This is a genomic window from Cellulomonas sp. NS3, assembly GCF_024757985.1.
GTDB lineage: Bacteria > Actinomycetota > Actinomycetes > Actinomycetales > Cellulomonadaceae > Cellulomonas_A.
In genome coordinates this window covers 4,220,456-4,244,602 of the sequence record NZ_CP103289.1, presented here as the reverse complement: position 1 = coordinate 4,244,602, position 24,147 = coordinate 4,220,456, and the positions used below count along the sequence as shown (strand labels likewise).

The 24,147-nt window shown below is 75.0% G+C and carries 21 protein-coding genes; 15 read left to right on the top strand and 6 right to left on the bottom strand.

Annotation, left to right across the window (positions count from 1 at the left end; translation table 11 throughout):
• The first annotated feature begins 54 nt into the window (after nt 1–54).
• From NXY84_RS19230 to NXY84_RS19210, 5 genes are all read left to right on the top strand, one after another.
• Nucleotides 55–930: a TetR/AcrR family transcriptional regulator gene (locus tag NXY84_RS19230; RefSeq protein ID WP_396126310.1), complete on the top strand. Its 876-nt coding sequence runs from the start codon at nt 55–57 to the stop codon at nt 928–930.
• Complete coding sequence (locus NXY84_RS19225; protein WP_258724634.1) at nt 927–3,137, top strand: acyl-CoA dehydrogenase; 2,211 nt, start codon at nt 927–929, stop codon at nt 3,135–3,137. The genes NXY84_RS19230 and NXY84_RS19225 overlap by 4 nt, the downstream gene beginning before the upstream one ends.
• Nucleotides 3,138–3,311: 174 nt before the next feature.
• Nucleotides 3,312–6,155 (top strand): EAL domain-containing protein, encoded by a 2,844-nt coding sequence (locus tag NXY84_RS19220; RefSeq protein ID WP_258724633.1) that lies wholly within the window; start codon nt 3,312–3,314, stop codon nt 6,153–6,155.
• A gap of 91 nt (nt 6,156–6,246) precedes the next feature.
• Nucleotides 6,247–7,527 (top strand): histidine--tRNA ligase, encoded by a 1,281-nt coding sequence (locus tag NXY84_RS19215; protein WP_258724632.1) that lies wholly within the window; start codon nt 6,247–6,249, stop codon nt 7,525–7,527.
• A gap of 126 nt (nt 7,528–7,653) precedes the next feature.
• On the top strand, nt 7,654–7,887 hold the full coding sequence (locus NXY84_RS19210) for a hypothetical protein (protein ID WP_258724631.1): 234 nt from the start codon (nt 7,654–7,656) through the stop codon (nt 7,885–7,887).
• A gap of 2 nt (nt 7,888–7,889) precedes the next feature.
• On the opposite strand, the gene NXY84_RS19205 is transcribed toward NXY84_RS19210, so the two are convergent.
• Nucleotides 7,890–8,219 (bottom strand): DUF1905 domain-containing protein, encoded by a 330-nt coding sequence (locus NXY84_RS19205; RefSeq protein WP_258724630.1) that lies wholly within the window; start codon nt 8,217–8,219, stop codon nt 7,890–7,892.
• Between the two features lie 185 nt (nt 8,220–8,404).
• On the opposite strand from NXY84_RS19205, the gene NXY84_RS19200 reads away from it, so the two are divergent.
• On the top strand, nt 8,405–8,794 hold the full coding sequence (locus tag NXY84_RS19200) for a DUF1761 domain-containing protein (protein ID WP_258724629.1): 390 nt from the start codon (nt 8,405–8,407) through the stop codon (nt 8,792–8,794).
• Between the two features lie 3 nt (nt 8,795–8,797).
• Here NXY84_RS19200 and NXY84_RS19195 read toward each other — a convergent pair whose 3' ends face one another.
• Nucleotides 8,798–10,003: a TerC family protein gene (locus NXY84_RS19195; RefSeq protein ID WP_258724628.1), complete on the bottom strand. Its 1,206-nt coding sequence runs from the start codon at nt 10,001–10,003 to the stop codon at nt 8,798–8,800.
• Nucleotides 10,004–10,117: 114 nt separating this feature from the next.
• On the opposite strand from NXY84_RS19195, the gene NXY84_RS19190 reads away from it, so the two are divergent.
• On the top strand, nt 10,118–10,603 hold the full coding sequence (locus tag NXY84_RS19190) for a hypothetical protein (RefSeq protein ID WP_258724627.1): 486 nt from the start codon (nt 10,118–10,120) through the stop codon (nt 10,601–10,603).
• A 39-nt stretch (nt 10,604–10,642) separates the two neighbouring features.
• Here NXY84_RS19190 and NXY84_RS19185 read toward each other — a convergent pair whose 3' ends face one another.
• Nucleotides 10,643–11,431, bottom strand: coding sequence for a phosphotransferase (locus tag NXY84_RS19185; protein ID WP_258724626.1), 789 nt, complete (start codon nt 11,429–11,431; stop codon nt 10,643–10,645).
• Nucleotides 11,432–11,445: 14 nt separating this feature from the next.
• On the bottom strand, nt 11,446–12,135 hold the full coding sequence (locus tag NXY84_RS19180) for a LysE family translocator (protein WP_258724625.1): 690 nt from the start codon (nt 12,133–12,135) through the stop codon (nt 11,446–11,448).
• Between the two features lie 129 nt (nt 12,136–12,264).
• Here NXY84_RS19180 and NXY84_RS19175 point away from each other — a divergent pair, with 129 nt between their 5' ends.
• Together NXY84_RS19175 and NXY84_RS19170 are read left to right on the top strand one after the other, a co-directional pair.
• Nucleotides 12,265–12,855 (top strand): SigE family RNA polymerase sigma factor, encoded by a 591-nt coding sequence (locus NXY84_RS19175; RefSeq protein WP_258724624.1) that lies wholly within the window; start codon nt 12,265–12,267, stop codon nt 12,853–12,855.
• Nucleotides 12,852–13,478 (top strand): hypothetical protein, encoded by a 627-nt coding sequence (locus NXY84_RS19170; RefSeq protein WP_258724623.1) that lies wholly within the window; start codon nt 12,852–12,854, stop codon nt 13,476–13,478. The genes NXY84_RS19175 and NXY84_RS19170 overlap by 4 nt, the downstream gene beginning before the upstream one ends.
• Before the next feature lie 44 nt (nt 13,479–13,522).
• Here the strand turns inward: NXY84_RS19170 and NXY84_RS19165 are convergent, their stop codons facing one another.
• Together NXY84_RS19165 and NXY84_RS19160 are read right to left on the bottom strand one after the other, a co-directional pair.
• A complete protein-coding gene (locus NXY84_RS19165; RefSeq protein ID WP_258724622.1) occupies nt 13,523–14,374 on the bottom strand; it encodes a DUF2599 domain-containing protein in 852 nt (283 codons plus the stop codon).
• Nucleotides 14,375–14,515: 141 nt separating this feature from the next.
• Entirely contained in the window at nt 14,516–15,619 is a 1,104-nt protein-coding gene (locus NXY84_RS19160) for a hypothetical protein (protein WP_258724621.1), read from the bottom strand.
• Nucleotides 15,620–15,855: 236 nt separating this feature from the next.
• Between NXY84_RS19160 and purL the strand changes: the two genes are divergently transcribed.
• From purL to NXY84_RS19130, 6 genes are all read left to right on the top strand, one after another.
• Entirely contained in the window at nt 15,856–18,252 is a 2,397-nt protein-coding gene (purL, locus tag NXY84_RS19155) for a phosphoribosylformylglycinamidine synthase subunit PurL (protein ID WP_258724620.1), read from the top strand.
• A gap of 112 nt (nt 18,253–18,364) precedes the next feature.
• Entirely contained in the window at nt 18,365–19,582 is a 1,218-nt protein-coding gene (gene rsgA / locus NXY84_RS19150; RefSeq protein ID WP_258724619.1) for a ribosome small subunit-dependent GTPase A, read from the top strand.
• 323 nt (nt 19,583–19,905) lie between these two features.
• Nucleotides 19,906–21,402: a cellulase family glycosylhydrolase gene (locus tag NXY84_RS19145; RefSeq protein WP_258724618.1), complete on the top strand. Its 1,497-nt coding sequence runs from the start codon at nt 19,906–19,908 to the stop codon at nt 21,400–21,402.
• A 320-nt stretch (nt 21,403–21,722) separates the two neighbouring features.
• Nucleotides 21,723–23,090, top strand: a complete 1,368-nt coding sequence (locus tag NXY84_RS19140; RefSeq protein ID WP_258724617.1) for a glycoside hydrolase family 6 protein — start codon at nt 21,723–21,725, stop codon at nt 23,088–23,090.
• Nucleotides 23,091–23,216: 126 nt separating this feature from the next.
• Complete coding sequence (locus tag NXY84_RS19135; RefSeq protein ID WP_258724615.1) at nt 23,217–23,594, top strand: sterol carrier family protein; 378 nt, start codon at nt 23,217–23,219, stop codon at nt 23,592–23,594.
• 38 nt (nt 23,595–23,632) lie between these two features.
• Complete coding sequence (locus NXY84_RS19130) at nt 23,633–24,103, top strand: histidine kinase (protein ID WP_258724614.1); 471 nt, start codon at nt 23,633–23,635, stop codon at nt 24,101–24,103.
• Nucleotides 24,104–24,147: the final 44 nt, after the last annotated feature.

The window sequence follows — 24,147 nt, the reverse complement described above, 5'->3', positions numbered from 1 at the left end:
ATCACATCTGATCCGTCGACGCCGACGGACCGCCGCGCACCGTCGTCCCCGACGGTGCGCGAGCCGCGTCCCCTCGGCGCGAACCCCCTCCGCACCGTCCGCCCCGGGCAGCAGCCCTCGCGCCCGGCGCAGGCCCCGCCCGACGCCGACCGCTACCGTCGCGCCGACGAGTCCACGCGCCCGGTGCTCGGCGGCGAGCCCGCCCCCGACGGCCGCTCGACCCGCTGGGCCGACCACCGCGAAGCCCGCCGCGCCGAGCTCGTGCGCGTCGCCCGCAGGACCGTCCACCACCAGGGCCCCGACGTCTCGATGGAGGAGATCGCCGCCGCTGCGGGGACGTCCAAGTCGATCGTCTACCGCTACTTCAGCGACAAGACCGGGCTGCAGATCGCGGTCGCCGAGGCCGTCGTCCTGCAGATCCAGGGCGCGCTCGAGGCCGTGCTGCGGATCGCCCCGACCCCTCGCGACGGGCTGCGCGGCATGGTCGCCGTCTACCTCGAGATGATCGAGCACTCCCCGCACGTCTACGCGTTCGTGACGCGCGACGGCTCGGTCGAGTCCGGCGGGCCCCTCGGGCACTTCCTCGACTCGGTGACCGCGCTCGTCGCCGCCCCGTTCGCCCACGCGCTCGCGGACGACGACGCGGGCCCCGACCCCGAGCAGCTCGCGCTCGCCGAGGCGTGGGCCGCGGGGGCCGTCGGGTTCGTGCGCGGCGCGGGCGAGCGCTGGCTCGCGCACCGCGGGACACCCGGCTCCCCGACCCGCGAGGTGCTGACCGCGTCCGTCGCCGCGTGGCTGTGGGCCGGACCCGTCGGCCTCCTCGCCCGCGAGCGCACCCGCGCCCCCGACCGCACCACCGCGACCGACGCCACCATCCCCGACGCCGGCCCCGCGCCCGCACCTCACACCCCGACCGAGGAGTCCCGATGACCGCCACGACCGACCGCCCGGCCGCCCGACCCGCCCGACCCGCCGGTCCCGCCGCTCCGGACGCCGCCACGCCGGCGGTGGACGTCGCCGCGCTCGGCGAGCAGCTGCTGGGCCGCTACGCCGAGCTCCGCCGCGGCGCGCGCGCGGTCGCCGCGGACCCGCGGTTCCACCGCATCGAGGGCCAGTCGATGGCCGAGCACCGCGAGCGGGTCCTGGGCCAGCTCCGGCTGCTCGCCGCGGAGGCGGACGTGCTGCGCGCGTTCCCCGAGGTGCTGGGCGGGCGCTCCGACCACGGCGGCAGCCTGTCGCGGTTCGAGGAGCTCGTCGTCGCGGACCCGTCGCTGCAGATCAAGGCCGGCGTGCAGTGGGGCCTGTTCGCGTCCGCGATCATGCACCTCGGCACGGCCGACCACCACGCGCGCCTGCTGCCCGGCGCCATGTCGGTCGAGGTCCCGGGCGCCTTCGCGATGACCGAGACGGGGCACGGCTCGGACGTCGCCTCGATCGGGACGACCGCGACGTACGACCCGGCGACCGAGGAGTTCGACCTGCACACGCCGTTCCGTGCGGCGTGGAAGGACTACCTCGGCAACGCCGCGCAGCACGGCACCGCGGCGGTCGTCTTCGCGCAGCTCATCACGCCCGACGGCGAGGGCGGCCGGGCCGTGAACCGCGGCGTGCACGCGCTGTACGTGCCGATCCGCGACCCGCAGACCGGCGAGTTCCTGCCGGGCGTCGGGGGGGAGGACGACGGCCTCAAGGGCGGCCTCAACGGCATCGACAACGGGCGCCTGCACTTCACGCACGTGCGCGTCCCGCGGGCGAACCTGCTCAACCGCTACGGCGACGTCACGGCCGACGGCACCTACTCCTCGCCGATCGCGAGCCCGGGCCGCCGGTTCTTCACGATGCTCGGCACGCTCGTGCAGGGGCGCGTCTCGCTCGACGGTGCGGCGGTCAACGTCGCGAAGCTCGCGCTCATCACCGCGGTCACGTACGGCAACCAGCGGCGGCAGTTCACCGCGGCGTCCGACACCGAGGAGATGGTGCTGCTCGACTACGCGGAGCACCAGCGCCGGCTTCTGCCGCTGCTCGCGGAGACGTACGCGTCGGCGTTCGCGCACGAGCACCTGCTGAGCGCGTTCGACGACGTCTTCTCGGGCCGCGCGGACACCGAGGACACGCGCCAGGACCTCGAGACCCTCGCGGCGGCGCTCAAGCCGAAGTCGACGTGGCTCGCGCTCGACGCCCTCCAGACGGCGCGCGAGGCGTGCGGCGGTGCGGGCTTCCTCACCGAGAACCGGCTCGTGTCGCTGCGCGCCGACATGGACGTGTACGTGACGTTCGAGGGCGACAACACGGTCCTGCTCCAGCTCGTCGCGAAGCGCCTGCTCGCGGACTACGCCAAGGCGTTCAAGGACGTCGACGCGAGCGCCGTCGCGCGGTACGTCGCGGGCCGGGCGGCCGACGCCGCACTGCACAGGACCCCGCTCATGCGGGCGGTCCAGACGTTGACCGACGCCGGCGACGCGCGCCGGTCCGCGGGTCAGCTGCGCGAGACGGCGACGCAGCGCGAGCTGCTGACCGACCGCGTCGAGACGATGGTCGCGGACCTCGCGCAGGCGCTGCGCCCCGCGTCGCGCGCGTCCCGCGAGGACGCCGCGGCGCTTTTCAACTCCCACCAGCACGAGCTCATCGAGACCGCGCGGGCGCACGCCGAGCTCATCCAGTGGGAGGCGTTCACGTCGGCCCTCGCACGCACCGAGGACGCCGGGACGCGCCAGGTGCTCACGTGGCTGCGCGACCTGTTCGGGCTCAGCCTCGTCGAGCGCAACCTCGCCTGGTACCTGATCAACGGCCGGATGTCGGCCGGGCGGGCGCGGACGGTGACGTCGTACATCGACCGGCTGCTCGCGCGGCTGCGGCCGCACGCGCAGGACCTGGTCGACGCGTTCGGGTACGGGCCGGAGCACGTGCGTGCGGCGATCGCGTCGGGCGCCGAGCGCCGGCGGCAGGACGAGTCCCGCGCGTACTACCGGGTCCAGCGCGCGTCGGGCGACGCGCCCGTCCCGGAGAAGCAGCTCCCCGCGGGCTCGGTCGCCCGCCAGACGCCGACGACCGGCCCGGTCACGGGGGACCCGGGCGCGGGCGACCAGCCCGGCTCGACCGACGACTCGGGCGTCGCCGCGGTGGGCTCGCCGGCCTGACGCGCCACCGCTCGCGGACCGACCTGCGGCGCGACGGTCCCGACCCCGGGGCGGTCGCGCTGCGGTGCGTCCTGGGCGGACGGTCCGACGGTGCGGGTGAGATCGCCGCTTCACCCCCACCCCGGGACGTCGAGCCCTTGAACTCGGCGTGCCGGGACCGATGGGCCTCACGCCATGGAGACCACCGGAGAGCGCGAGACGTCAGGACGCGAGACGTCCGGGGGGACGACGACCCTGCTGTTCCGGCACGTCCGGGCGCACGGCGGCGACGCCGCGGTCCAGGCGGTCCTCGAGCGCGCGGGTGCGCCCGAGCTCGCGGCGCACGTCGACGACATGGCGCACTGGATCGACTACCGGACGCGGATCCGGCTGTTCCAGGCCGCGGTCGACGTGCTCGGCGACCCCGGCGCGATGTTCGACGTCGGGGTCACGGCCATCGCGAACGGGCTCGACCACGCGCTCGTGCTGCTCCTGCGCACGCTCGGCAGCCCGCGCGAGGTGTACCGCCAGCTGCCCCGCGCGGTGTCGAAGTTCACGTCCACGTCGACGTTGCGGATCGTCAGCCTCAGCGCGACCTCCGCGACGGTCCACTACCGGCTGCACGACGGCTACGAGCACTCGCGCCTCGACTGCGACTACGCGCGCGGCCTCATGTCCGCCGTGCCGCGCCTGTTCGACCTGCCCGCGGCGGTCGTCGAGCACGAGACGTGCCAGTCGGACGGGCACCCGCACTGCGTGTACACGATCCGCTGGCCCCGCTACCGGCGGTTCGCGCTGCTCCGGCGCCGCCACGACGAGAGCGTCGAGCTCGGCGCGCTGCGCGCGCAGCTCGAGGACCTCCAGCTCGCGGCGTCCGACCTGGTCAGCAGCGACGACGTCGGTGCGGTGCTCGGGCGGATCACGGACCGGGCCGCGAGCGCGCTGCTCGCCCCGGCGTACCTCCTGGTCGTCGAGGGGCGGGACGGCGACGAGCCGGTCGTGCGCTCGAGCGGCCTCGACGCGGACGAGGCGCGCGAGCTCGCGGACGCGATGCGCCGTGGGGACGACCTCGGGGCGCGGGCGGTCGTCGTCGACGTCGCCTCGACGCGCCACGCGCACGGGAAGCTCGCCGCGGTGTTCGGGCCCGGGCAGCGCGGGCTCGACCAGGACCGCCACCTGCTCGAGGCGTACGCGCGCCACGCCGCCGCCGCGCTCGACCTGCTGACCGCGCTCGAGGACAGCCGCCGGGAGGCCAGCCGCGCGACGGCGCTCCTCGCCCTGGCGCACTCCCTCGCCGGCGCGCGGGACACCCTCGCGGCCGCGACGGTCGTCGCCCGGGCCATGCCGGGCATCGTCGGGTGCCGGGGTGCGGGCGTCATGCTGTGGGACGCCGCGTCCGGGTCGCTGCGGTCCGTCGCGTCGCACGGGCACGAGCCGCACGAGTCCGAGGTGCTCGCGAACGCCACGATCCGCATGGACAACGTGCCCGAGCTCGCCGGCCTCATCACGCGCCGCGAGCCCCTGGTGCTCGACGTCAGCACCGCGAGCCCCGTCGTCGCGGCCCTGCTGCACGGCGTCGGTGCCCGGTCCGCGATCGTCGTGCCGCTGCTCGCCGGGGACTCGCTCATGGGCATCGCGACCGCGAGCTGGCCCCGGTCGATGGTGGGGACGGCGACGCTCGCCGAGGCGCTGACCCGGCTCGAGGGGCTCAGCGACCAGGCGGCGACCGCGCTCGAGAACGCCCGGCTGCTCGCGACCGTGCACCACCAGTCGCAGCACGACGCGCTCACCGGTCTGCCCAACCGCGTGCTGTTCGCGCGGGCGCTCGACGACTGCCTGCGCGCGACCCCGGAGGACCGGACCGTCGCGGTGCTGTTCTGCGACCTCGACCGGTTCAAGTACGTCAACGACGGCTTCGGTCACGCCGCGGGCGACGAGCTGCTGCGCCAGGTCGGCGCCCGGCTGCGCGAGCGCGTGCGCGACGGGGACGTGCTCGGGCGGCTCAGCGGCGACGAGTTCGCCGTCGTCCTCCCCACCGTCTCCGGCGAGGACCACGCGGTCGGGATCGCGATCGACATCATCGAGTCGCTCGACAAGCCGTTCCGGATCGACGGGCGCGAGCTGCGCATCACCGCGAGCATCGGCATCTCGCTGCACACCGGGCCCGACGGGCGCGGCGACAAGCTCCTCGCGTCCGCGGACTCCGCGATGTACCAGGCGAAGCAGCGCGGCCGGAACCAGGTCGCCGTCGCCGGGGGGCTCGTCAAGCGCGGCGTCGTCCCGTCGCTCGAGGCGGAGCTGTCCAGCGCGATCACGAACGACCAGCTCCGGCTCTTCTTCCAGCCCGTGGTGGACGTGTCGGGGCCCACCGAGTCCGGCGACGTCGTGGGCGGCGAGGCGCTGCTGCGCTGGGCCCACCCGCGCCTCGGGCTGCTCGCGCCCGGGGCGTTCCTGCCGCTCGCGGAGGAGGCCGGGCTCGTCACCGACCTCGACCTGTGGGCGCTCGGCGCGGCGTGCCGCACGCTCGCGAGCTGGTGCGAGGAGTCCGGGCGCGCGATGCACGTGGCGGTGAACCTCGCGGGGGCGACCCTCGTCGACCCGCGCCTGCTGCCCGCGGTGCGCGGCGCCCTGACCGCGAACGCAATCACCCCCGACCAGCTCCACCTCGAGATCGTCGAGAGCCGCTCGCTCGTCGACATCCCGGGCGCGGTCGAGCGGCTCGGCGAGCTGCGGCAGATGGGCGTGAAGATCTCGCTCGACGACTTCGGCACCGGCTACTCGACGCTCGCGTGGATCCAGGCGCTGCCCGTCGACCAGATCAAGATCGACCGCACGTTCATCATGGCGCTGCCCGACGACGACGCGTCGCTCGCCGTGGTGCGCGCCGTCCTGTCGCTCGCGAGCGACCTCGGGATCGGCGTGGTCGCGGAGGGCGTCGAGGAGATCGAGCAGCTCGCGGCGCTGCGCGAGGTCGGCTGCGGGCTGGTCCAGGGGTACCTGCTCGGACGACCCCAGCCCGAGCTCGAGATGGGCCTCTGACTCTCGGTCGCCGTCGTCCCGCCCGCTCGCCCGGCGGCCCGCGCACGGGCGCCGCGGAGGGTGCCGTGCCGCCGCCGGTACCCTGGCGGTCATGGCCAGAGCAGCTGTTCCCGCACGCGGCATGCGTGACGTCCTGCCCGCGGAGAAGGAGAAGCGGGAGCGCGTCCTCGGCTCCATCCGCTCGACGTACCGCCGGTTCGGCTTCACCGAGATCGAGACCCCCGCGGTCGAGCCCATCGAGCGGCTGCGCTCGAACCAGGGCGGCGAGAACGAGTCGATGCTCTTCCAGATCATGAAGCGCGGGCTCGACGCGGGGACGCCCGTGAACCCGGCCGAGGCCGTCGACCTCGCGCTGCGCTACGACCTCACCGTGCCGCTGACCCGGTTCTACGCGTCGCACGCCGCCGAGCTGCCGACCGTGTTCCGGGCGCTGCAGACCGGTCCGGTGTGGCGCGCCGAGCGTCCGCAGAAGGGCCGCTACCGCCAGTTCACGCAGTGCGACATCGACATCATCGGCGAGCCCGGCACGATCGCCGAGATGGACCTCGTCGTCGCGACGCTCGCGGCGTTCGAGGACCTCGGCCTCGCCGAGGGCATCACGCTGCGGATCAACGACCGGCGCATCCTGCTCGACCTGCTGGCCGCGGTCGGCATCGCGCCCGAGCGGTCCGCCGAGACGCTCATCGCGCTCGACAAGCTCGACAAGATCGGGGCCGCCGGCGTCGCGGCAGAGATCGAGGGGCGCGGGCTCGCGTCGGGCGAGACCGTCGAGCGGCTCCTCGCCTCGGTCACCGCGCTCGGGACGCAGACCGGGCTCGACGACGCCCCGCTGCGCGAGGGCGCGTTCACGGTCGACGGCACCGACGTGCAGGTCAGCCTCTACGACCTGCCGGAGATCGTCGGGACCGTCGCCAAGCTCGCCCCGTGGGCCGACGTCGCGTTCGACGTCTCGCTCGTGCGCGGCATGGGCTACTACACCGGACCCATCTTCGAGATGACGCACCCCTCGTCGGCCGGCTCGGTCGCGGGCGGCGGGCGCTACGACTCCGTCGTCGGCAAGTGGCTCGGGCGCGACGTGCCCGCGTGCGGGTTCTCGATCGGGTTCGAGCGGATCATCGACCTCGTGCCCGACGTGCCGAGCACGAGCCGCCGGGTCGCGGTGCTGTACGCGGAGGGCACGCCCGCCGCCGACGTGCTGACCGCGCGCCAGCAGCACCAGGCCGACGGCAGCGACGTCGCGCTCGTCCGCGCGCCCCGCAAGCTGAGCGGCCGGTTCCTCGACGGCCTGACCGCAGAGGGGTTCACGCACGTCGACAGCGGGGCCGTCTCGGGCGACGGGCCGGGCACGGTGCGCGAGCTGCGCCGGGGCTGAGGGCGGACCGCCCGCACCCGACCGACGCCCGGCCGTCGGTGACGGCCCGGTGACGAGCCGACGAACTCTCGTCGCACCCCACGTCCCCGACGCGCCCCGGAGCCGCCCGTGCTGCAGGGTGGGGGCATGTCGATGGCCGCACCGTTCCTGCCCCACGGGGAGCCCGACCCGGGCGTCCCCGCCGCCGACGTCGGGCACGGCGGACCTCCCCCGGCCGAGGGCTTCGGCGTCGAGGGCGAGGAGCCCGACCGCGTGCCGGACGGGGACGCGGAGGCGGCGGACGAGGGCGCGCTCCGCCCCGGCACGCTCGACGACCCGCCGTTCCGCACGCCCGACCCCGGCGAGCTCCAGGGCAGCTGAGGTCAGCGGAGCCGCTCGTCCAGGTGCACCCGCACCTCGTCGCCGGCCGCCTTGCCGATCGCGCGCAGCGTCCGCGCCGTGACGGGCAGCTTGTGGGTGCCGTCGCCCATCGCCATGAACGAGCTGCGGAACACGTGGCCGTCCACCGTGCCGCGGACCTTGACGAGCCCGCGCGTGCCGAAGATCTCGGCGGATCCCGGCAGCACGACGTACGTCCAGCCCCCGGTGCTCGGGCTCGTCACCACGGTCGCCGTGAAGTCGCGGTCGAGCGGCTCGACCTGCGGGGTCTCGGCGGCGGACGGGTCGTCCGCCGCCGGCGCGGTGTCGTTCATCGGGCTCTCCTCCAGACGGGCGCGCTGGGCGCCGGCGGTGCGCTCCCTGCGGTGGCTCGTCGGGGTAGACGGCCGTCGCCGCGGGAACTCAGCGCCCGGGCGGCGGTGGCGGCGCCCCGATGAGTTCGCGCCCGCACCCCGGTCTGCCGGGGTGACGGACGACGAGCCGACGAGCGGAGCGCGTGATGGACGACCTCGGGATCCTCCCGGTCCTCGTGGCGACGGTGGCGGCGTTCGTCGCCGCGTTCGCGTACTACGCGGTCCTCGGGTCACAGCTCGCGCGGCTCAGCAGCGCCGCGGCCGACACCCCGCCGCCGGCCTGGATGATGCCGGTCGAGCTGCTGCGCACGCTCGCGGTGACGTGCGTCGTCGCCGTGGTCGTCGCGCTCGGGGAGGTCGACGGCTGGGCGGCGGGCGCGCTGCTGGGGGTCGTGCTCTGGGTCGGCTTCCCGGTCGTCCTGCTCAGCGGCTCCGTGGTGCACGAGAAGGTCCCGTGGCGGCTCGCGGCGCTGCACGCCGGGGACTGGCTCGTGAAGCTCGTGCTGGTGTCCGTGGTGCTGAGCGTCTGGAGCTGACGGTCAGCGACCCGCGGGCGGCAGGTAGCCGGTCGAGACGGCGTCGTCGTGCTCCGCGTGCGCGCGCTGCAGCAGCTCCATGAGCTCGCGCTCCGAGCGGATGCGGGCCCGGTACTTCTCGGGCAGCGCGCGGAGCTGCTCCTCCTCGCGGAGCAGGCGCGCGAACAGCTCCTCCTCGTACGCCGGGTCGTTCTCCGTCTCGAGGTACTCGGTCGCGTGCCGCCGGGCCGCGGCGACGGAGTTCTGCGCGCGGCCCTTCGCGCTCGTGAGCGACGCGACCACGGTCACGACGAGCGTCCCGATGATCACGCTCAGCGACAGCGGCGTGCTGATCTCGACGACGGGGACGGGCTCGCCCTCGTTGATGAACGGCACGTTGTTCTCGTGCAGCGCGTGCAGGATCAGCTTGACGCCGATGAACGCGAGGATCGCCGCCAGCCCGTACGAGAGGTAGACGAGCCGGTCGAGCAGGCCGTCGATGAGGAAGTACAGCTGGCGCAGACCGAGCAGCGAGAAGGCGGTCGCCGTGAACACCAGGAACACGTTCTGCGTGAGCCCGAAGATCGCCGGGATCGAGTCCAGCGCGAACAGGATGTCCGTTCCGCCGATCGCGACCATGACGAGCAGCATCGGCGTGAGCGCGCGCTTGCCGTCCACCATCGTGAACAGCTTGTCGCCGTCGTAGTGGTCGGTCGAGTGGAACACCTTCCGCGCGAGCCGGACCATGATGTTGTCCGCGGCGTGGCTGTCCTCGGACTCCGGCTTGAGCAGGTTCCCGGCGGTGAGCAGCAGGATCAGGCCGAACACGTAGAAGACCGCCGCGAACCGGTTGATCAGAGCCGCGCCGAGCAGGATGAACCCGGTCCGGGCGATCAGGGAGAAGACGATCCCGAACAGCAGGACCTTCTGCTGGTCGGCCCGGGGCACCTTGAAGCTCTGCATGATGATGAGGAAGACGAACAGGTTGTCGACCGAGAGCGCCTTCTCGGTGACGTAGCCCGCGAAGTACTCGGCGCCCATCGTGTGCCCGCCGAACGCCCACACCGCGAGGCCGAACGCGATCGCGATGCCGACGTAGATCGCCGACCACCGCGCGGCCTCGCCGAGCGTCGGCACGTGGGCCTTGCGGACGTGGAAGACGAAGTCGAACGCGAGCAGCGCGACGATGAAGGCGATCGTCGCGATCCAGACGGGGGTCGACACGTCCATGGCGGGGCTCCCGTACGGTTCGGGTCTGCGGTGCGGGCCCGTGGTGCGGCCTGCCGTTCAGCGTAGGTGCGGTCCGGGGGCGCCGCCCGGCCGCCGGAGGCTCAGGAGGCACGCATGGCAGCGTCGGACGAGAGCGCGGGCACGGCAGGCGCACGCGGGGTGGGCGGTGGCGGCGGAGACCGGCGCACGGCAGGGACGGCGCCCGGGCCGACGGGTGCGGCACGAGCGGTGCGCGTCGCGGTGCTCGCGGTCCTGGCCGCCGCGTGCTGGTTCGCGTGGCTCGCGTGGGACACGACGTACCAGGTCGACCCGGCGACGGGCGTCGCGTCCGGGCCGTACGAGGCGTGGCAGGTGGTGGGCTGCGCGCTGAGCCTCGCCGTCGCGGTGGTCCTGGGGACGGTCCGGCTCGGGGGCCCCGTGACCGTCGCCGTGACGACGCTCGCGTTCACCGTCGCGTGGTCGGTCACGGCGAGCACCGACGAGACCGGGCTGTGGCTCGTCGGTGCGCTGCTCGTGCTCGTCGGGGTCGCGGTCGGCGCGAGCGTGGTCGCGGCCGTCACGGCCGCGGTCCTGCGTCGGCGCCGGGCACGGGCGGCCTGACCCCGGCACCGCGAGGCGCGGCCGCGACCGGTCGGGCCGTCAGGCGGTGAGCGCCGCGCGGAGCACCGCCGCGTGCTCCTCGACCCACTCGGCGTCGCGCCGCCAGTAGCCCCCGTGGCCCTCGTCCCACAGCCGGGCCCACGGCTGCGTCCCGGTCCGGTGCCCGTGCTCGAGCAGCGTGTGCATGCTCCACGTCCGCGGGGCGAGCGTGCGGGCGAGGCGCTCGCGGCCGGCCTCGTCGAGCCCGTAGCCGTCGGCGAGCGCGCGCAGCCCGGCCCCGGCGGCGTCGAGCCCTGGGCCGCCGGCGCCGGCCGGGGCGAGCGGGACGAACGCGTGCGCGGCGTAGGCGAGGTCCCACGTGCGCGTGCCGGGACCGCAGCCGTCCCAGTCGATGAGCACGAGGCGGTCGTCGGCGAGCACGAGGTTCCACGGCGCGAGGTCGTGGTGGATCACCAGGTCCTCGCCGTCGGGCGGGATGACGCGCTGGAACCGGGCGTCGGGCGGCGGTACCCAGCCGTCGAGCGCGTCGTGCAGGTCCCGGGCGAGCCGTCCCACGTCCGCAAGACCGGGCGCGGTCACGCCGTCGGGCAGCGGGTGCGCCATGACCCCCGGCACGTGCTCGACGACGTGCCGACCCTGCGCGTCGAGCCCGTACGACCGGGGTGCGTGCCGGAACCCGACGTCCGCGAGGCGGGTCAGCACGGCGTGCACCGCGGGCGTCCACGGCCCGGCGGGACGGCGCACCGTGTCGCCGACCCGCACGAGACCCTCGCTCACGTTGCCGCCGGTGAGCGGCTCCTCGACGTCGCCCGGAGCGTCGTCGGGCACCCGCGGCAGTCCCGTCACGCCGCCGCCCGCCGCGCGGTGAGCGTCACGGCGGCCAGCGCCGCGTAGACACCGGCCGAGACCCGGTCGAGCACGCGCAGCCGCAGCCCGGGCAACCGGTCCCGCAGGGCGCCGCCCGCGACGCACCACCCCGAGTCGAGCACCCACGCGAGCGCGATGAACACGAGCCCGAGCTCGAGGAGCTGGAACCACACCGGCCCGGCCGCGGGCACGACGAACTGGGGGAGGAACGCGAGGAAGAAGACGGCGGTCTTGGGGTTGAGCGCGCCCACGAGGAGGCCGGCCCGGAACCGGCTGCCGAGGCCTGCCGACGGGCGGCGCTCGCGCGCCGCGGAGCCGGGCGAGGCGGTGCCCGCCGGGTCGCCGCCCGGCAGACCGGCGTCGCCCAGCGTCCCCGGAGTGCGCGCGCGCCACGACCGCACCGCGAGCCACGCGAGCCACGCCGCGCCGAGCACCTTCACCGCGGTGAACGCGCTCGCGCTCGCGACGACGACCGCGGAGAGCCCGACGACGGCCCCGAGCACGTGCACGAGGTACCCGACCTCGACGCCCGCGGTCGCGGCGAGGCCCGCTCGTCGCCCGTGCCGCAGCGTCGTGGCGACGACGAAGCCGACCGACGGACCGGGCACCAGGATGAGCGAGATGCTCGCGACGACGAACAGCGCGAGGCGGTCGGTGGGCACCATGCCCCGAGCGTGGCGCAGCCGGCCGGCGGCGCGCCAGCGGTGCGCCGCGGGAGTGCCGGACCGCGCGAGGATGCAACCGATCGTGGTCCCGGGTCCGTCTGAGGGGCATGAACGGATGGAGAGCCCCCGATGACACCTGACGACGACTTCCGGGCCTGGGCGGCGCAGCACCGGCCGCTCCTGGTCCGCACCGCGACGCTGCTGACGGCCGGTGACCCGCACACCGCCGAGGACGTGGTGCAGACCGCGCTGACCCGGCTCTACCTCGCGTGGCCCCGGCTGCGCGGCGTCGAGAACCGCACCGCGTACGCCCGCCGCGTCCTGGTCAACGCCTTCACCGACGAGATGCGGTCGACCCGCCGGCAGCGCGAGGACCTCCGCTCCGAGCTCCCCGACCGCGCGACCGGCGACGGCGGCGCGGACGACGACGCCCGGCTGCTGTTCGCCGCGCTCGGCGAGCTGCCCGAGCGGATGCGCGCCGCGGTCGTGCTGCGCTACTTCCACGACCTGAGCGTCGCGTGCACCGCGCGTGCGCTGCGGTGCACGCAGGGCACGGTCAAGAGCCAGACCGCCCGGGCGCTCGAGAAGCTCGCGCGCCGGCTGGGGCCCGTGCTCCGCGCCGACGACGGTGCGGCCCCTCCACCGGCCGCCCACCCCCAGCCCGACACCCTTCCCACCCCCCTGATCCGTACCCCTCACCCCGCCGGGAGCCTGCGATGAGCGACCTGACCACCCTGATGACCCGCGCGACGAGCGCCGCTGACACGATCCCCTCGGCCGCGACCCTGGACGACGACCTGGACCGGGGTCGCCGCGCGCGCCGCCGCCGCACGCGCCTCGTCGGCTCCGGTGTCGTCGGCGCGTTCGCCGTGACGGCCGCCGTCGGCGCGTCGCTCACGTCGACGGCGCCGTCCGCCGCCGCGGCCGAGCTCGTCGCGTACACCGCAGGGCAGCCCGCCGGGTTCACGATCGCCGAGGTCCCCGAGGGCTGGCACGTGCTGTCGTCCGACGCCGGCAACCTCGTGCTGGCGGACGGCGACGACGCAGGCGCGGACCCGAACAGCTTCGAGGGCCGGATCGTCGCGAGCCTCGTGGGCCAGGAGTCCGTGCCGAGCGGCATCGACGCCCGCACGTTCGAGGTGGACGGCCGCGACGTGCTCGTCTACGAGCTGCTCGGCGCGGACGGCGAGCCGGACGGCGCCCTCGGGGTCTTCGCGCCCGAGGGCGACGGGGACTACCTCTCGGTGCAGCTGCCGCCCGAGCTGCACTGGACGGGCGACCTCGCGGCACGGTTCGTCGAGGGGCTCGACGTGACGGAGAGCGCGCAGCACTCGCGCGGCTGACGGCGAGCGGGTGGCGGAGGGCGACGCTCCGCCACCCGGCCCCGTCACTCGGGGTTGCAGCGCGCCGCGAGGGTCGCGAGGGAGCCGGCGTCCGGGCGCCACGGCTCGAGGTTCCACGTGTCCTTGTCGGGCGCCCCGACGGCGTGGCACAGGAACTGGTCGCGCATCCCGGTGCTGTCGGCCTCGGGCTCCTGCGCGACGACGGCCGCCCACGTGCCGTCCTGCGCGGCGAGCCCTCCGGCGCGGGCCCATGGCGTCGGGTCGACGGCGAGCGAGCGCCCGCCCTCGCGCTCGCCCCACGTCGCGCTCTCGAGCACCACGGTGCCGAACCACATGCGCACCGTGCCGGGCGCGTCGAACGTGGCGCCCGTGAGCCCCGGGGAGACCGTCACGGTGAGCAGGTCGGGCGCGGCGACCTCGTACGCGGCGCGCAGGCGGGCGTCGTCCTCGCTCACCGCCGTCGCCGGGGCGAGCCCGCCGACGAACACCCCGGCGGCGTCCCGCACCACGACCGAGCCGTCCACCTGCGGGTCGAACGTCGTCCCCTCGGCCGCCGCGAGCGTCGCGACGAGCGCCGGCGGGGTCGTGCGGGCCCACACGGGCACGGTCGCGGCGACGGACCCGTCGGGCTGCGGCTCGACCGTGACCGTCGCCGTCTCCAGCTCGGCGCGCGCCGCGAGCGTGAGCCCGCCGGACGTCACCGGGGTGCCGGTCCCGCGCACGTCGGCCGCGGTGGGCGGAGCCGGCGTCTCGACCACCTGCGGGTCACGGCCGGGCTCGGTCCCGGTGCCCGTCGACGAGGGCGACGGCCCGGCGTCCGCAGCGGGTCCGCAGGCGGCGAGCAGCGCGGTCAGGACCAGACCCGCGACCGCGAGCCGGGGCGTCGTCCGGTGCATGCCCGAACCGTAACCCGGGCTCTGCCGCACCGGCGCCGTGCCGCGCGCCACGGTCGGGCTCCGGTCCGGGACGCTGCCGGGACGCCGCCGGGCCCTCCGCGAGCTGCGGCGGGCCCGGCGGCATCCGGGCGGGGCGGCCCCTCAGCCGCAGACCACCCCGGTGCACTGCGGCTCGCGGCCGTTGCGGGACGCGGTGTTGCCGCCGCCGTCGGTCACGTCCGGGGCGTGGATGCCCCAGCCGGTGCTGCGCTCGACGCGGTTGCCGGTGAGGACGCCCGGGCTCAGCACGTCGATCGCGTCGCCGTTGCGCAGGAAGACGTTGTCGGTGAGCGTCACGTGGGCCCAGACCCAGTCGGGGTTCTCCTCGGGCACCCCGACCTCGGGGGAGCGCACCGCGACGTCGTTGCGGACGAACGTGTTGCCGACCGCCTCGACGGGTCCGAACGCGTCGATCACGACCCCGTTGCGCACGAACTCGTTGTCGGTCAGCAGAGCGGTTCCCGACGGGTAGTGCTCGACGGGGAGCACGAGGTCGTTGTGCGCGACGTACGAGCTCTCCAGGACCGGCGCGCACGCGAAGGTGCTGCCGAACACCTGGCGGTTGCGGGTGACCCGCGACCCGCTGATGCGCAGGTACCCGTCGGAGCACTCGCCCACGAGGTCGTTCCCCGTGAACGTCGCCCCCTCGACGTCGACCCACTGGCTGATCGCCAGGCCGTTCCCGCGGAACAGCGTCCCGCCGGTCACCTCGACGTACCCCCGGAAGCCGCCCGAGACACCGTGGTCGTTGTCGACCACCCGTCCGCCGGTCACCACGACCCGGCTCGTGAAGGACGCGTCCAGCCCGAAGCCGTTCTCGCGCAGCACGACGTCCTGCAGCCGCACCCGCGGCTCGGTGACCGTGACGTCCACCTCCGTGGTGGAGACGCCGGCCCCGAAGCCGCGGATCGTGCCGTTGCTGATCGTGTGGTTCTCCCAGCCCGGCAGCACGACCCCGTTGCTCTCGCGCGTCCCGCGCAGCACGTGCCCGCGCAGGTCGAGGTCCACCCCGTCCCCGGCGAGGACGACTGCGGTGTCGGTCGGGCAGGTGAGGTCGCGCGCGAGGTACGCGTCCGACGTCACGGTCTGCCCGCACGTCGTGACCGCGACGGGCCCGGGCGGCGAGGTCGGTGCGGGCGTCGGCGCGGCGTAGCCGGTGACGGCCGTCGTGACGACGAATGCAGCAGCCAGCAAGGTGTGTGCCATGGAGGTCCCCCCGGATCCGGTGCGCGGGGGCGCCGTCGCCACCCGCTGGTCGGGACGCTAGCGAGGAGTGCGCAGAACGGACAGGGTGAAACATTCCGGGCGCCGGCTCGTCGTGCAGCCGCCCCCCCCGCGGACACCCCGCACGTGGGCTCACCCGCCGCCGGTAGCCTGGACCACGTCTGCCGACGGACGCCCGCGGGCTCACGCCCGGCCCGGGCCACCAGCCGAGGGAATCGATGACCACCGCGCCCCAGCACGTCCAGCACCAGTCCGACACCGTGGACCACGCGGCCGCGACCCCGGACCAGGAGCAGCCGTTCGCCGAGCTCGGCCTCAAGCCCGACGAGTACCAGCGGATCCGCGACATCCTCGGGCGCCGCCCCACGGCCGCGGAGCTCGCGATGTACTCCGTGATGTGGTCCGAGCACTGCTCGTACAAGTCGAGCAAGAACCACCTGCGCCAGTTCGGCGAGAAGACGACCGACGAGATGACGAAGCACCTGCTCGTCGGGATCGGCGAGAACGCGGGCGTCGTCGACATCGGCGACGGCTGGGCGGTCACGTTCAAGGTCGAGTCGCACAACCACCCGAGCTACGTCGAGCCGTACCAGGGTGCGGCGACGGGCGTCGGCGGCATCGTCCGCGACATCATCTCGATGGGCGCGCGGCCCGTCGCGGTCATGGACCAGCTCCGGTTCGGCGCGGTCGACCACCCGGACACGGCGCGCGTCGTGCACGGCGTCGTCTCCGGCGTCGGCGGCTACGGCAACTCGCTCGGCCTGCCGAACATCGGCGGCGAGCTCGTGTTCGACCCGTCCTACCAAGGCAACCCGCTGGTCAACGCCCTGTGCCTGGGCGTGCTGCGCCACGAGGACATCCACCTCGCGAACGCGTCGGGGGTCGGCAACAAGGTCGTCCTGTTCGGGGCCCGCACGGGCGGCGACGGCATCGGCGGCGCGTCCATCCTCGCGAGCGAGACGTTCGACGACGCGAAGCCCTCCAAGCGCCCGTCGGTGCAGGTCGGCGACCCGTTCATGGAGAAGGTGCTCATCGAGTGCTGCCTCGAGCTGTACGCGGCGCGCGTCGTCGAGGGCATCCAGGACCTCGGCGCGGCCGGCATCTCGTGCGCGACGAGCGAGCTCGCGAGCAACGGCGACGGCGGCATGCACGTCGACCTCGAGAACGTGCTGCTGCGCGACCCGTCGCTGACGGCCGGCGAGATCCTCATGTCGGAGTCGCAGGAGCGCATGATGGCGGTCGTCACGCCGGAGAAGCTCGACGCGTTCCTCGCGATCACGTCGAGGTGGGACGTCGAGACCGCGGTGATCGGCGAGGTCACCGGCACGGGCCGGCTGACGATCGACCACCACGGGCAGCGCATCGTCGACGTCGACCCGAAGACGGTCGCGCACGAGGGCCCGGTCTACGACCGCCCGTACGCGCGCCCGGCGTGGCAGGACGCCCTCAACGCCGACACCGTCTCGGGCCCGGAGGGTGCCGAGCGCGTGGCCCGCCCCAGCACGCCCGACGAGCTCCGCGCGACCGTGCTGCAGCTCCTCGCGTCCCCGAACCTCGCGTCGAAGTCGTGGGTCACCGACCAGTACGACCGCTTCGTGCAGGGCAACACCGCGCTCGCCCAGCCCGACGACGGCGGCGTGGTCCGGGTCGACGAGACGACCGGCCTCGGGGTCGCGCTCGCGACCGACGCGAACGGCCGCTACGCGAAGCTCGACCCCTACACGGGTGCGCAGCTCGCGCTCGCGGAGGCGTACCGGAACGTCGCGACGACCGGCGCACGCCCGCTCGCGGTGACCGACTGCCTCAACTTCGGCAGCCCCGAGCACCCCGACTCGATGTGGCAGCTCGTCGAGGCCATCCGCGGCCTCGCGGACGCGTGCCAGGCGCTCGGCGTGCCCGTGACCGGCGGCAACGTCTCGCTCTACAACGGGACCGGCGAGCCCGGGCACATCGACTCGGCGATCCACCCGACCCCCGTCGTGGGCGTGCTCGGCGTCCTCGACGACGTCGCGAGCGCGACCGCGTCGGGGTGGACGCAGCCCGGTCAGGGCGTCTACCTGCTCGGCACGACGCGCGGCGAGCTCGACGGCTCCGCGTGGGACGACGTCGCGAACGCCCACCTCGGCGGCCTGCCCCCGCAGGTCGACCTGGACGCCGAGCGCCGGCTCGCGGAGGTGCTCATCCGGGCGAGCCGCGACGACCTCGTCGACGCCGCGCACGACCTGTCCGAGGGCGGCCTCGCGCAGGCGCTCGTCGAGTCGAGCCTGCGGTACGGCGTGGGGGTGCAGGTCGACCTCGAGCCCCTGTGCCGGCGCGACGGCGTGACGCCGTTCGAGGCCCTGTTCTCCGAGTCGACCGCCCGGGCGATCGTGGCCGTCCCGCGCAGCGAGGAGGTCCGGTTCACGGACCTGTGCACCGCGCGCGGCGTCCCGGTGCTGCGCCTCGGCGTGACCGACGACGCGTGCGCCCCGGGTGCGGGTGTCGCGACGGGTGGCTCCGACGCGGCCACGGAGCACGAGCACACCCCGTCGGTCGAGGTCGCCGGGCTGTTCACGCTGCCGCTCGGCGAGGCCCGCGCCGCGCACGAGGGGACGCTGCCGCGCTACTTCGCGTGACCGGCGCGCAGGTGCGCGGCGGCCGCCGACGAGGGAGGCCGCTGCGGACCTGCGCGTGACCGCCGCGTAAAAGCGTGGCCCGGCGCGCCGGGCCGGTCCTAGCGTCGCCCGCATGAGCGAGCAGCAGGACGTCCCGGTGGTCCGGGTGGTGCGTGTCGACCGGCACGCCCTCCTCGTGCTGCCCACGGACGCCGCGGGCACGGTCGAGCCGGCGCCGGGGGACGGCCCGGCCGTGCGCGACGGCGGCTCCCGTGAGGTGGCCGGTGCGCCGGGGCGCCGGCAGGTGACCGGCGCGCGAGAAGGCGCCGACGCCGTCCCGACCGTCGAGGCCGACACCGACGCGTCCCCGGGCGCCACCACCGCTCGGCTCGCCCGCGTCGCCGTCGTCCCGCAGCGCGTCGAGCTCGACCGCGACGGCCTCGTCCCGGCCGACGACGGCACGCGCCTCGCCCCGACGGTCGGGGACGTGCTGGAGCTCGACGAGCGGCCCGGTGCGCCCGTCCGCGTCGCCCGCCTGGTGCCCCGACGCACCGCGCTCGTGCGCGACTCCGCCGACCGCACCTCCCTGACGCAGGCGCTCGCGGCGAACGTCGACGTGGTGCTCGTCGCCGAGCACCTGGACCCCGAGCCGGACCTCGGGCGCGTCGAGCGGCTGCTCACCCTCGCGTGGCGCTCGGGCGCCCAGCCCGTCGTGGTCCTCACGAAGGCGGACCTCGCGCCGGACGCCGAGGCGATCGCCGCCGAGGTCGCGGACGTCGCGATCGGGGTCGACGTGCACGTCGTGAGCGCGACCGGCGACACCGGGCTCGAGCCGCTGCGTGCGCTGCTGACGCCGGGCACGACGATCGTCGTGGTGGGCCCCTCGGGCGCCGGGAAGTCGACGCTCGTGAACGCGCTCGCCGGGCGCGAGGTCATGGCGACGGGGGAGCGCCGCGCGGACGGGCGGGGACGGCACACGACGGTGCACCGCGAGCTCGTCGCGCTCGGCGGCGGGGCGATGCTCATCGACACCCCGGGTGTGCGCGGGGTCGGCCTGGTCGCGGACGCCGGCGCGCTGAGCACGACCTTCCCCGACGTCGAGGAGCTCGCGGCGCGCTGCCGGTTCCGCGACTGCGCCCACGGGAGCGAGCCGGGCTGCGCGGTGCGCGACGCGCTCGACTCGGGCGACCTGCCGCTGCGGCGGTTCGCGAGCTGGCAGCGGCTGGCCCGCGAGGCGGCGTTCCAGGCACGCCGGGCGGACGCCCGCCTGGCCGCCGAGGCCAAGGCCCAGCACAAGCGCGCCACGGCCGAGCACCACCGCCACCAGAGGGCGACCGCACCCCGGCGCTGAGGCGACCCGCGGCGCGCCGCCGAGGTGACCCGCGCGGCGCCGCGGACCTGGCGACACCCGCGCGTCCCCGGTCGGCCGCACCCGCGGCGGGCTCGTCGCGCACCGCCTCGTCCGGCGCCGGGGCGCACGGAACCCGGACCTGCCGGTCCGGTGATGAAACGTTTCTCATGCCCGAACGCGTGCACTCACGCACCCTCGGAAGGCACCCTGGAGAACCCGCTCGCGCGACGCCCGCGCGGGCCCGGACCGCGTGCACCCCTCGTGCCGCCGGGCCGGGCCGGTGGACGGGCGTCCGCACGCACGTGCTCACGACGAGGAGATGCATGTTCCAGCGCAGGAAGGCAGCCGCGTGGCTGTCCGCGACGGTCCTGGCAGTCACAGGGATCGGCGCGATCACCGCGACCACCGCCCAGGCGGCCGTCGGCTGCTCGGTCGAGTACAAGGTCACCAACCAGTGGGGCGGCGGCTTCGGAGCCGACGTCAAGGTCACGAACCTCGGCGACCCCGTGAGCTCCTGGGACGTCCAGTGGACGTTCGCCGGCGGTCAGCAGGTCGGTCAGCTGTGGAACGGCGTCGCGTCGCAGTCCGGCGCGGTCGTGACGGTCCGCAACAGCACGTGGAACGGCTCGCTCGCCAGGGGAGCCAGCGCGAGCTTCGGCTTCAACGGCTCGTGGAGCGGCAGCAACCCCGTCCCGACGACGTTCCGCCTCAACGGCACCACGTGCACCGGAGGCACCACGACGACGCCGACGCCGACCCCCACGGCGACCGTGACCCCGCGCCCGACGGCGACGCCGACCGCGACGTCGACCCCGCGGCCCACCGCGACGCCCACGGCCACCACGACGCCGCCGCCCACCGGCGGGGGCACGGGCCCGGTCGGCTCGCCCGCCCAGGTCAACGGCCAGCTCCACGTGTGCGGCGTCAATCTGTGCAACCGCTTCAACCAGCCGATCCAGCTGCGCGGCGTCAGCACGCACGGGATCCAGTGGTTCGCGTCGTGCTACACCGACGCCACGTGGGACGCGCTCGCGACCGACTGGAAGGCCGACGTCGCGCGTGTCGCGATGTACGTCCAGGAGCAGGGTTACGAGACCAACCCGTCGCTCTTCACGGACCGCGTGAACACCTACGTCGACGAGATCTCCGAGCGCGGCATGTACGCGATCATCGACTTCCACCTGCTCAACCCGGGTGACCCGAACTACAACCTCGACCGGGCCAAGACGTTCTTCGCGTCGGTCGCCAAGCGCAACGCCGCGAACCCGAACGTGATCTACGAGATCGCGAACGAGCCGAACGGCGTGAGCTGGGCCGGCATCAAGTCGTACGCCGAGCAGGTCATCCCGGTGATCCGCGCGGCTGACCCGGACGCCGTGATCCTCGTCGGGACGCGTGCGTGGTCGTCGCTGGGCGTGTCCGAGGGCTCGAACGAGTCCGAGGTCGTGAACAACCCGGTCAACGCGACGAACATCATGTACACGTTCCACTTCTACGCGGGCTCCCACCAGCAGAGCTACCGGGACGTCCTCTCGCGCGCGGCCGGCCGGATCCCGATGTTCGTGACCGAGTTCGGGACGCCGAGCGCGTCGGGCGACGGACCGAACGACCTCGCGAGCACGGCGGCGTGGCTCGACCTGCTGGACAGCAAGAAGATCAGCTGGGTCGCGTGGAACTGGTCCGACAAGGGCGAGTCGAGCGGTCTGCTCAAGCCGGGCGCGTGCAGCGGCGGCTCGCAGTCGGGCGCCGGCGTGCTCAAGGAGGGCGGCGTGTTCCTGCGCGAGCGCACCCGCACGGCGGACGTCTTCCCGACCGCCTGACCTCGCACCCCCCGGACGGTCCGCCGGTCCGACCCGTCCGACCGGACGGGACGGGCCGCCGGTCCGACCCGTCCGACCGTGGTCACCCGCGGCGCCCGGCACTGCCGGGCGCCGCGGGGGCGTCCGGCGCGCTGCCGTCGGTCCTGCACCGGTGCAGACGCACTTTGCCAAAACGATTCGTGAACCGTGGAATGCGCTTGCCGTCTGGCGTCGAAGGGCTTCGCTGGGCTTGTCTCGTCTCCTGACGAAGCGACCCCGCGCGGCTCCCGACACCGACATCGACGTCCCGCGGGCACACGCACCCTGACGATGGGAGAAGCATGTCTCAGCGCACGAAGGCAGCGGCGTTGCTGTCCGCGAGCCTGCTGGCGGTGACGGGGATCGGCGCGGTCACCGCGACGTCCGCCCAGGCCGCCGCCGGCTGCAAGGTCGACTACGCGGTGACGAACCAGTGGGGCGGCGGCTTCGGCGCCAACGTCACCCTGACCAACCTCGGCGACCCGGTGAGCTCGTGGAGCGTCGACTGGACGTTCCCCTCCGGCCAGTCGATCCAGCAGCTGTGGAACGGGGTCCCGAGCCAGAGCGGTTCCGCCGTCACCGTGAAGAACATGTCCTGGAACGGCAACCTCGGCACGGGCGCCACCGCGAGCTTCGGCTTCAACGGCTCGTGGAGCGGCGTCAACACCACCCCGACCGCGTTCCGGCTCAACGGCGTCGCCTGCACGGGCTCCCCGGTGAGCACGCCGACGCCCACGCAGACCTCGAACCCGACGCCGACGCCCACCCCCACGGCGACGACGACGCCGACCCCGACGCCGACCGTCACCCCGACGAGCACGCCGGCGCCGAGCGGGACGTTCTGGGTGAACCCCAACACCCAGGCGGCCACCGCCGCGGCCGCGGCCAGCGGGGACACCCGCCGCCTGCTCGAGAAGATCTCGACGAACGCCGCGGGCTCCTGGATCGGCAACTGGAACAGCGGCACGACCTCGCAGCAGGAGGTCCGCACCGTCACGCAGGCCGCCGCGGCGAAGGGCCAGACGGCGCTGCTCGTGATCTACGCGATCCCGGGCCGCGACTGCGGCAACCACTCGAGCGGCGGCGTCGCGACGAGCGAGTACGCCGGCTGGATCGACCAGGTCGCTGCCGGCATCGTCGGCAAGCCGTGGATCGTGCTCGAGCCCGACGCCCTCGCCCAGCTCGGCGACTGCGACGGCCAGGGCGACCGCGTCGGCTACCTCAAGTACGCCGCGCAGAAGCTCACGCAGGCGGGCGGTCGGGTCTACATCGACGCCGGTCACTCGGCCTGGCTCTCGCCGTCGGTCGCCGCGCAGCGCCTCAACCAGATCGGCTGGGACCACGCGGTCGGCTTCGCGCTGAACACGTCGAACTACCGGACGACCGCCGAGTCGCGGGCCTACGGCCAGCAGATCTCGCAGCTCACGGGCGGCAAGACGTTCGTCATCGACACCTCGCGCAACGGCAACGGCCCGAACGGGTCCGAGTGGTGCAACCCGAGCGGTCGCGCGCTCGGCGAGAAGCCGGCGCTGGTCAACAGCGGCGGGCTCGACGCGACGCTCTGGGTCAAGCTGCCCGGCGAGAGCGACGGCGCCTGCAACGGTGGCCCCGCGGCCGGCCAGTGGTTCCAGTCGCAGGCCCTGGAGCTCGCGCGCAACGCGAAGTGGTGACCCCGGCGCATCGCGCCGTGTGACCGACCGACGCCGGCCGGGTGGACCCCTCTCGGGGCTGCCCGGCCGGCGTCGTGCTGCCCGGGCGGTGTGCGCCGCCGCGCGCGCGTCCGGCAAGATCGGGACGTGCCTCCCCGTCGCCGCACCGAGCCCGCCGACGGCCGCGCCGCGCTCGCCGTCTGGCGCGCGGACCCGTCGGCCGCCCCCGTCCCCGCCCGCCGGACCGCGGTGCGCTTCACGCTCGAGGAGCTCGCCGACGTCGCGCCCGGGCACGCGGTCGAGGTGCGGGTGCCGCCCGACGGCGCCGTGCAGGCGCTCGACGGCCCGCGGCACACGCGCGGCACCCCGCCGAACGTCGTCGAGACGGATCCCACGACCTGGCTCGCGCTCGCGACCGGGGAGCTGACGTGGCACGACGCGCTCGCCGCCGGTCGCGTCCGGGCGTCGGGCGAGCGCGCCGACCTCTCGGGGTACCTGCCCCTGCACGCCGCGCGCGCCCGTTGAGTGCGGGTCGGGCGTCCGTCCCGCCCTACGCTGGTCCGATGCCCGACGAGTCGCACGAGTCGCCCCAGAGCAGCCCCGACGCCGTCCCGGCGACGCCCGGCGACGCCGACGCGGGGACGACGCCCGCCGCCCCGACGACGCCCGCCGACGCAGGGACGACGCCCGCCGACGCCGGAGCTCCGGTCGCCGCCGACGCCGCGCCCGCGTCCACCCCGATCCCGGACGAGGCGGAGCTCGCCCGCGTCGCCGAGCCCGCGACGGTGCGCCGGGCGCCGAAGTTCCGGGCGTTCGTCACCGCGGGCGTGCTCCTGGGCGCGGTGCTCGGGTTCACGGTGGCGCTGGTCACGGGCTCCGCGGCCCGGGGGGACGGCGGCACCGGGTTCATCTCGTTCCTCGACGGCCAGGGGTCCGCGCGGCTCCTCGTCGCGCTGGCCGGGGCGCTGCTCGGGGCGCTCGTCGCGGGGATCGCCGCGATCGTCGCCGACCGCCGGAGCATGCGGGGGCGCTGACCGCGGTGCGGTCGTCCGTGCTGCCGTCGGGGCCCGTTGTGCGA

What these genes read in the sequence shown, in the direction of transcription:
- NXY84_RS19225 (WP_258724634.1), top strand. Translation starts at nt 927, where the DNA reads ATGACCGCCACGACCGACCGCCCGGCCGCCCGACCCGCCCGACCCGCC.
- NXY84_RS19130 (WP_258724614.1), top strand. Translation starts at nt 23,633, where the DNA reads ATGCCCGACGAGTCGCACGAGTCGCCCCAGAGCAGCCCCGACGCCGTC.
- NXY84_RS19140 (WP_258724617.1), top strand. Translation starts at nt 21,723, where the DNA reads ATGTCTCAGCGCACGAAGGCAGCGGCGTTGCTGTCCGCGAGCCTGCTG.
- NXY84_RS19200 (WP_258724629.1), top strand. Translation starts at nt 8,405, where the DNA reads ATGGACGACCTCGGGATCCTCCCGGTCCTCGTGGCGACGGTGGCGGCG.
- NXY84_RS19160 (WP_258724621.1), bottom strand. Translation starts at nt 15,619, where the DNA reads ATGGCACACACCTTGCTGGCTGCTGCATTCGTCGTCACGACGGCCGTC.
- NXY84_RS19145 (WP_258724618.1), top strand. Translation starts at nt 19,906, where the DNA reads ATGTTCCAGCGCAGGAAGGCAGCCGCGTGGCTGTCCGCGACGGTCCTG.
- rsgA (WP_258724619.1), top strand. Translation starts at nt 18,365, where the DNA reads ATGAGCGAGCAGCAGGACGTCCCGGTGGTCCGGGTGGTGCGTGTCGAC.
- NXY84_RS19195 (WP_258724628.1), bottom strand. Translation starts at nt 10,003, where the DNA reads ATGGACGTGTCGACCCCCGTCTGGATCGCGACGATCGCCTTCATCGTC.
- NXY84_RS19190 (WP_258724627.1), top strand. Translation starts at nt 10,118, where the DNA reads ATGGCAGCGTCGGACGAGAGCGCGGGCACGGCAGGCGCACGCGGGGTG.
- NXY84_RS19170 (WP_258724623.1), top strand. Translation starts at nt 12,852, where the DNA reads ATGAGCGACCTGACCACCCTGATGACCCGCGCGACGAGCGCCGCTGAC.
- NXY84_RS19180 (WP_258724625.1), bottom strand. Translation starts at nt 12,135, where the DNA reads ATGGTGCCCACCGACCGCCTCGCGCTGTTCGTCGTCGCGAGCATCTCG.
- NXY84_RS19220 (WP_258724633.1), top strand. Translation starts at nt 3,312, where the DNA reads ATGGAGACCACCGGAGAGCGCGAGACGTCAGGACGCGAGACGTCCGGG.
- NXY84_RS19165 (WP_258724622.1), bottom strand. Translation starts at nt 14,374, where the DNA reads ATGCACCGGACGACGCCCCGGCTCGCGGTCGCGGGTCTGGTCCTGACC.
- NXY84_RS19205 (WP_258724630.1), bottom strand. Translation starts at nt 8,219, where the DNA reads ATGAACGACACCGCGCCGGCGGCGGACGACCCGTCCGCCGCCGAGACC.
- NXY84_RS19215 (WP_258724632.1), top strand. Translation starts at nt 6,247, where the DNA reads ATGGCCAGAGCAGCTGTTCCCGCACGCGGCATGCGTGACGTCCTGCCC.
- NXY84_RS19210 (WP_258724631.1), top strand. Translation starts at nt 7,654, where the DNA reads ATGTCGATGGCCGCACCGTTCCTGCCCCACGGGGAGCCCGACCCGGGC.
- NXY84_RS19175 (WP_258724624.1), top strand. Translation starts at nt 12,265, where the DNA reads ATGACACCTGACGACGACTTCCGGGCCTGGGCGGCGCAGCACCGGCCG.
- purL (WP_258724620.1), top strand. Translation starts at nt 15,856, where the DNA reads ATGACCACCGCGCCCCAGCACGTCCAGCACCAGTCCGACACCGTGGAC.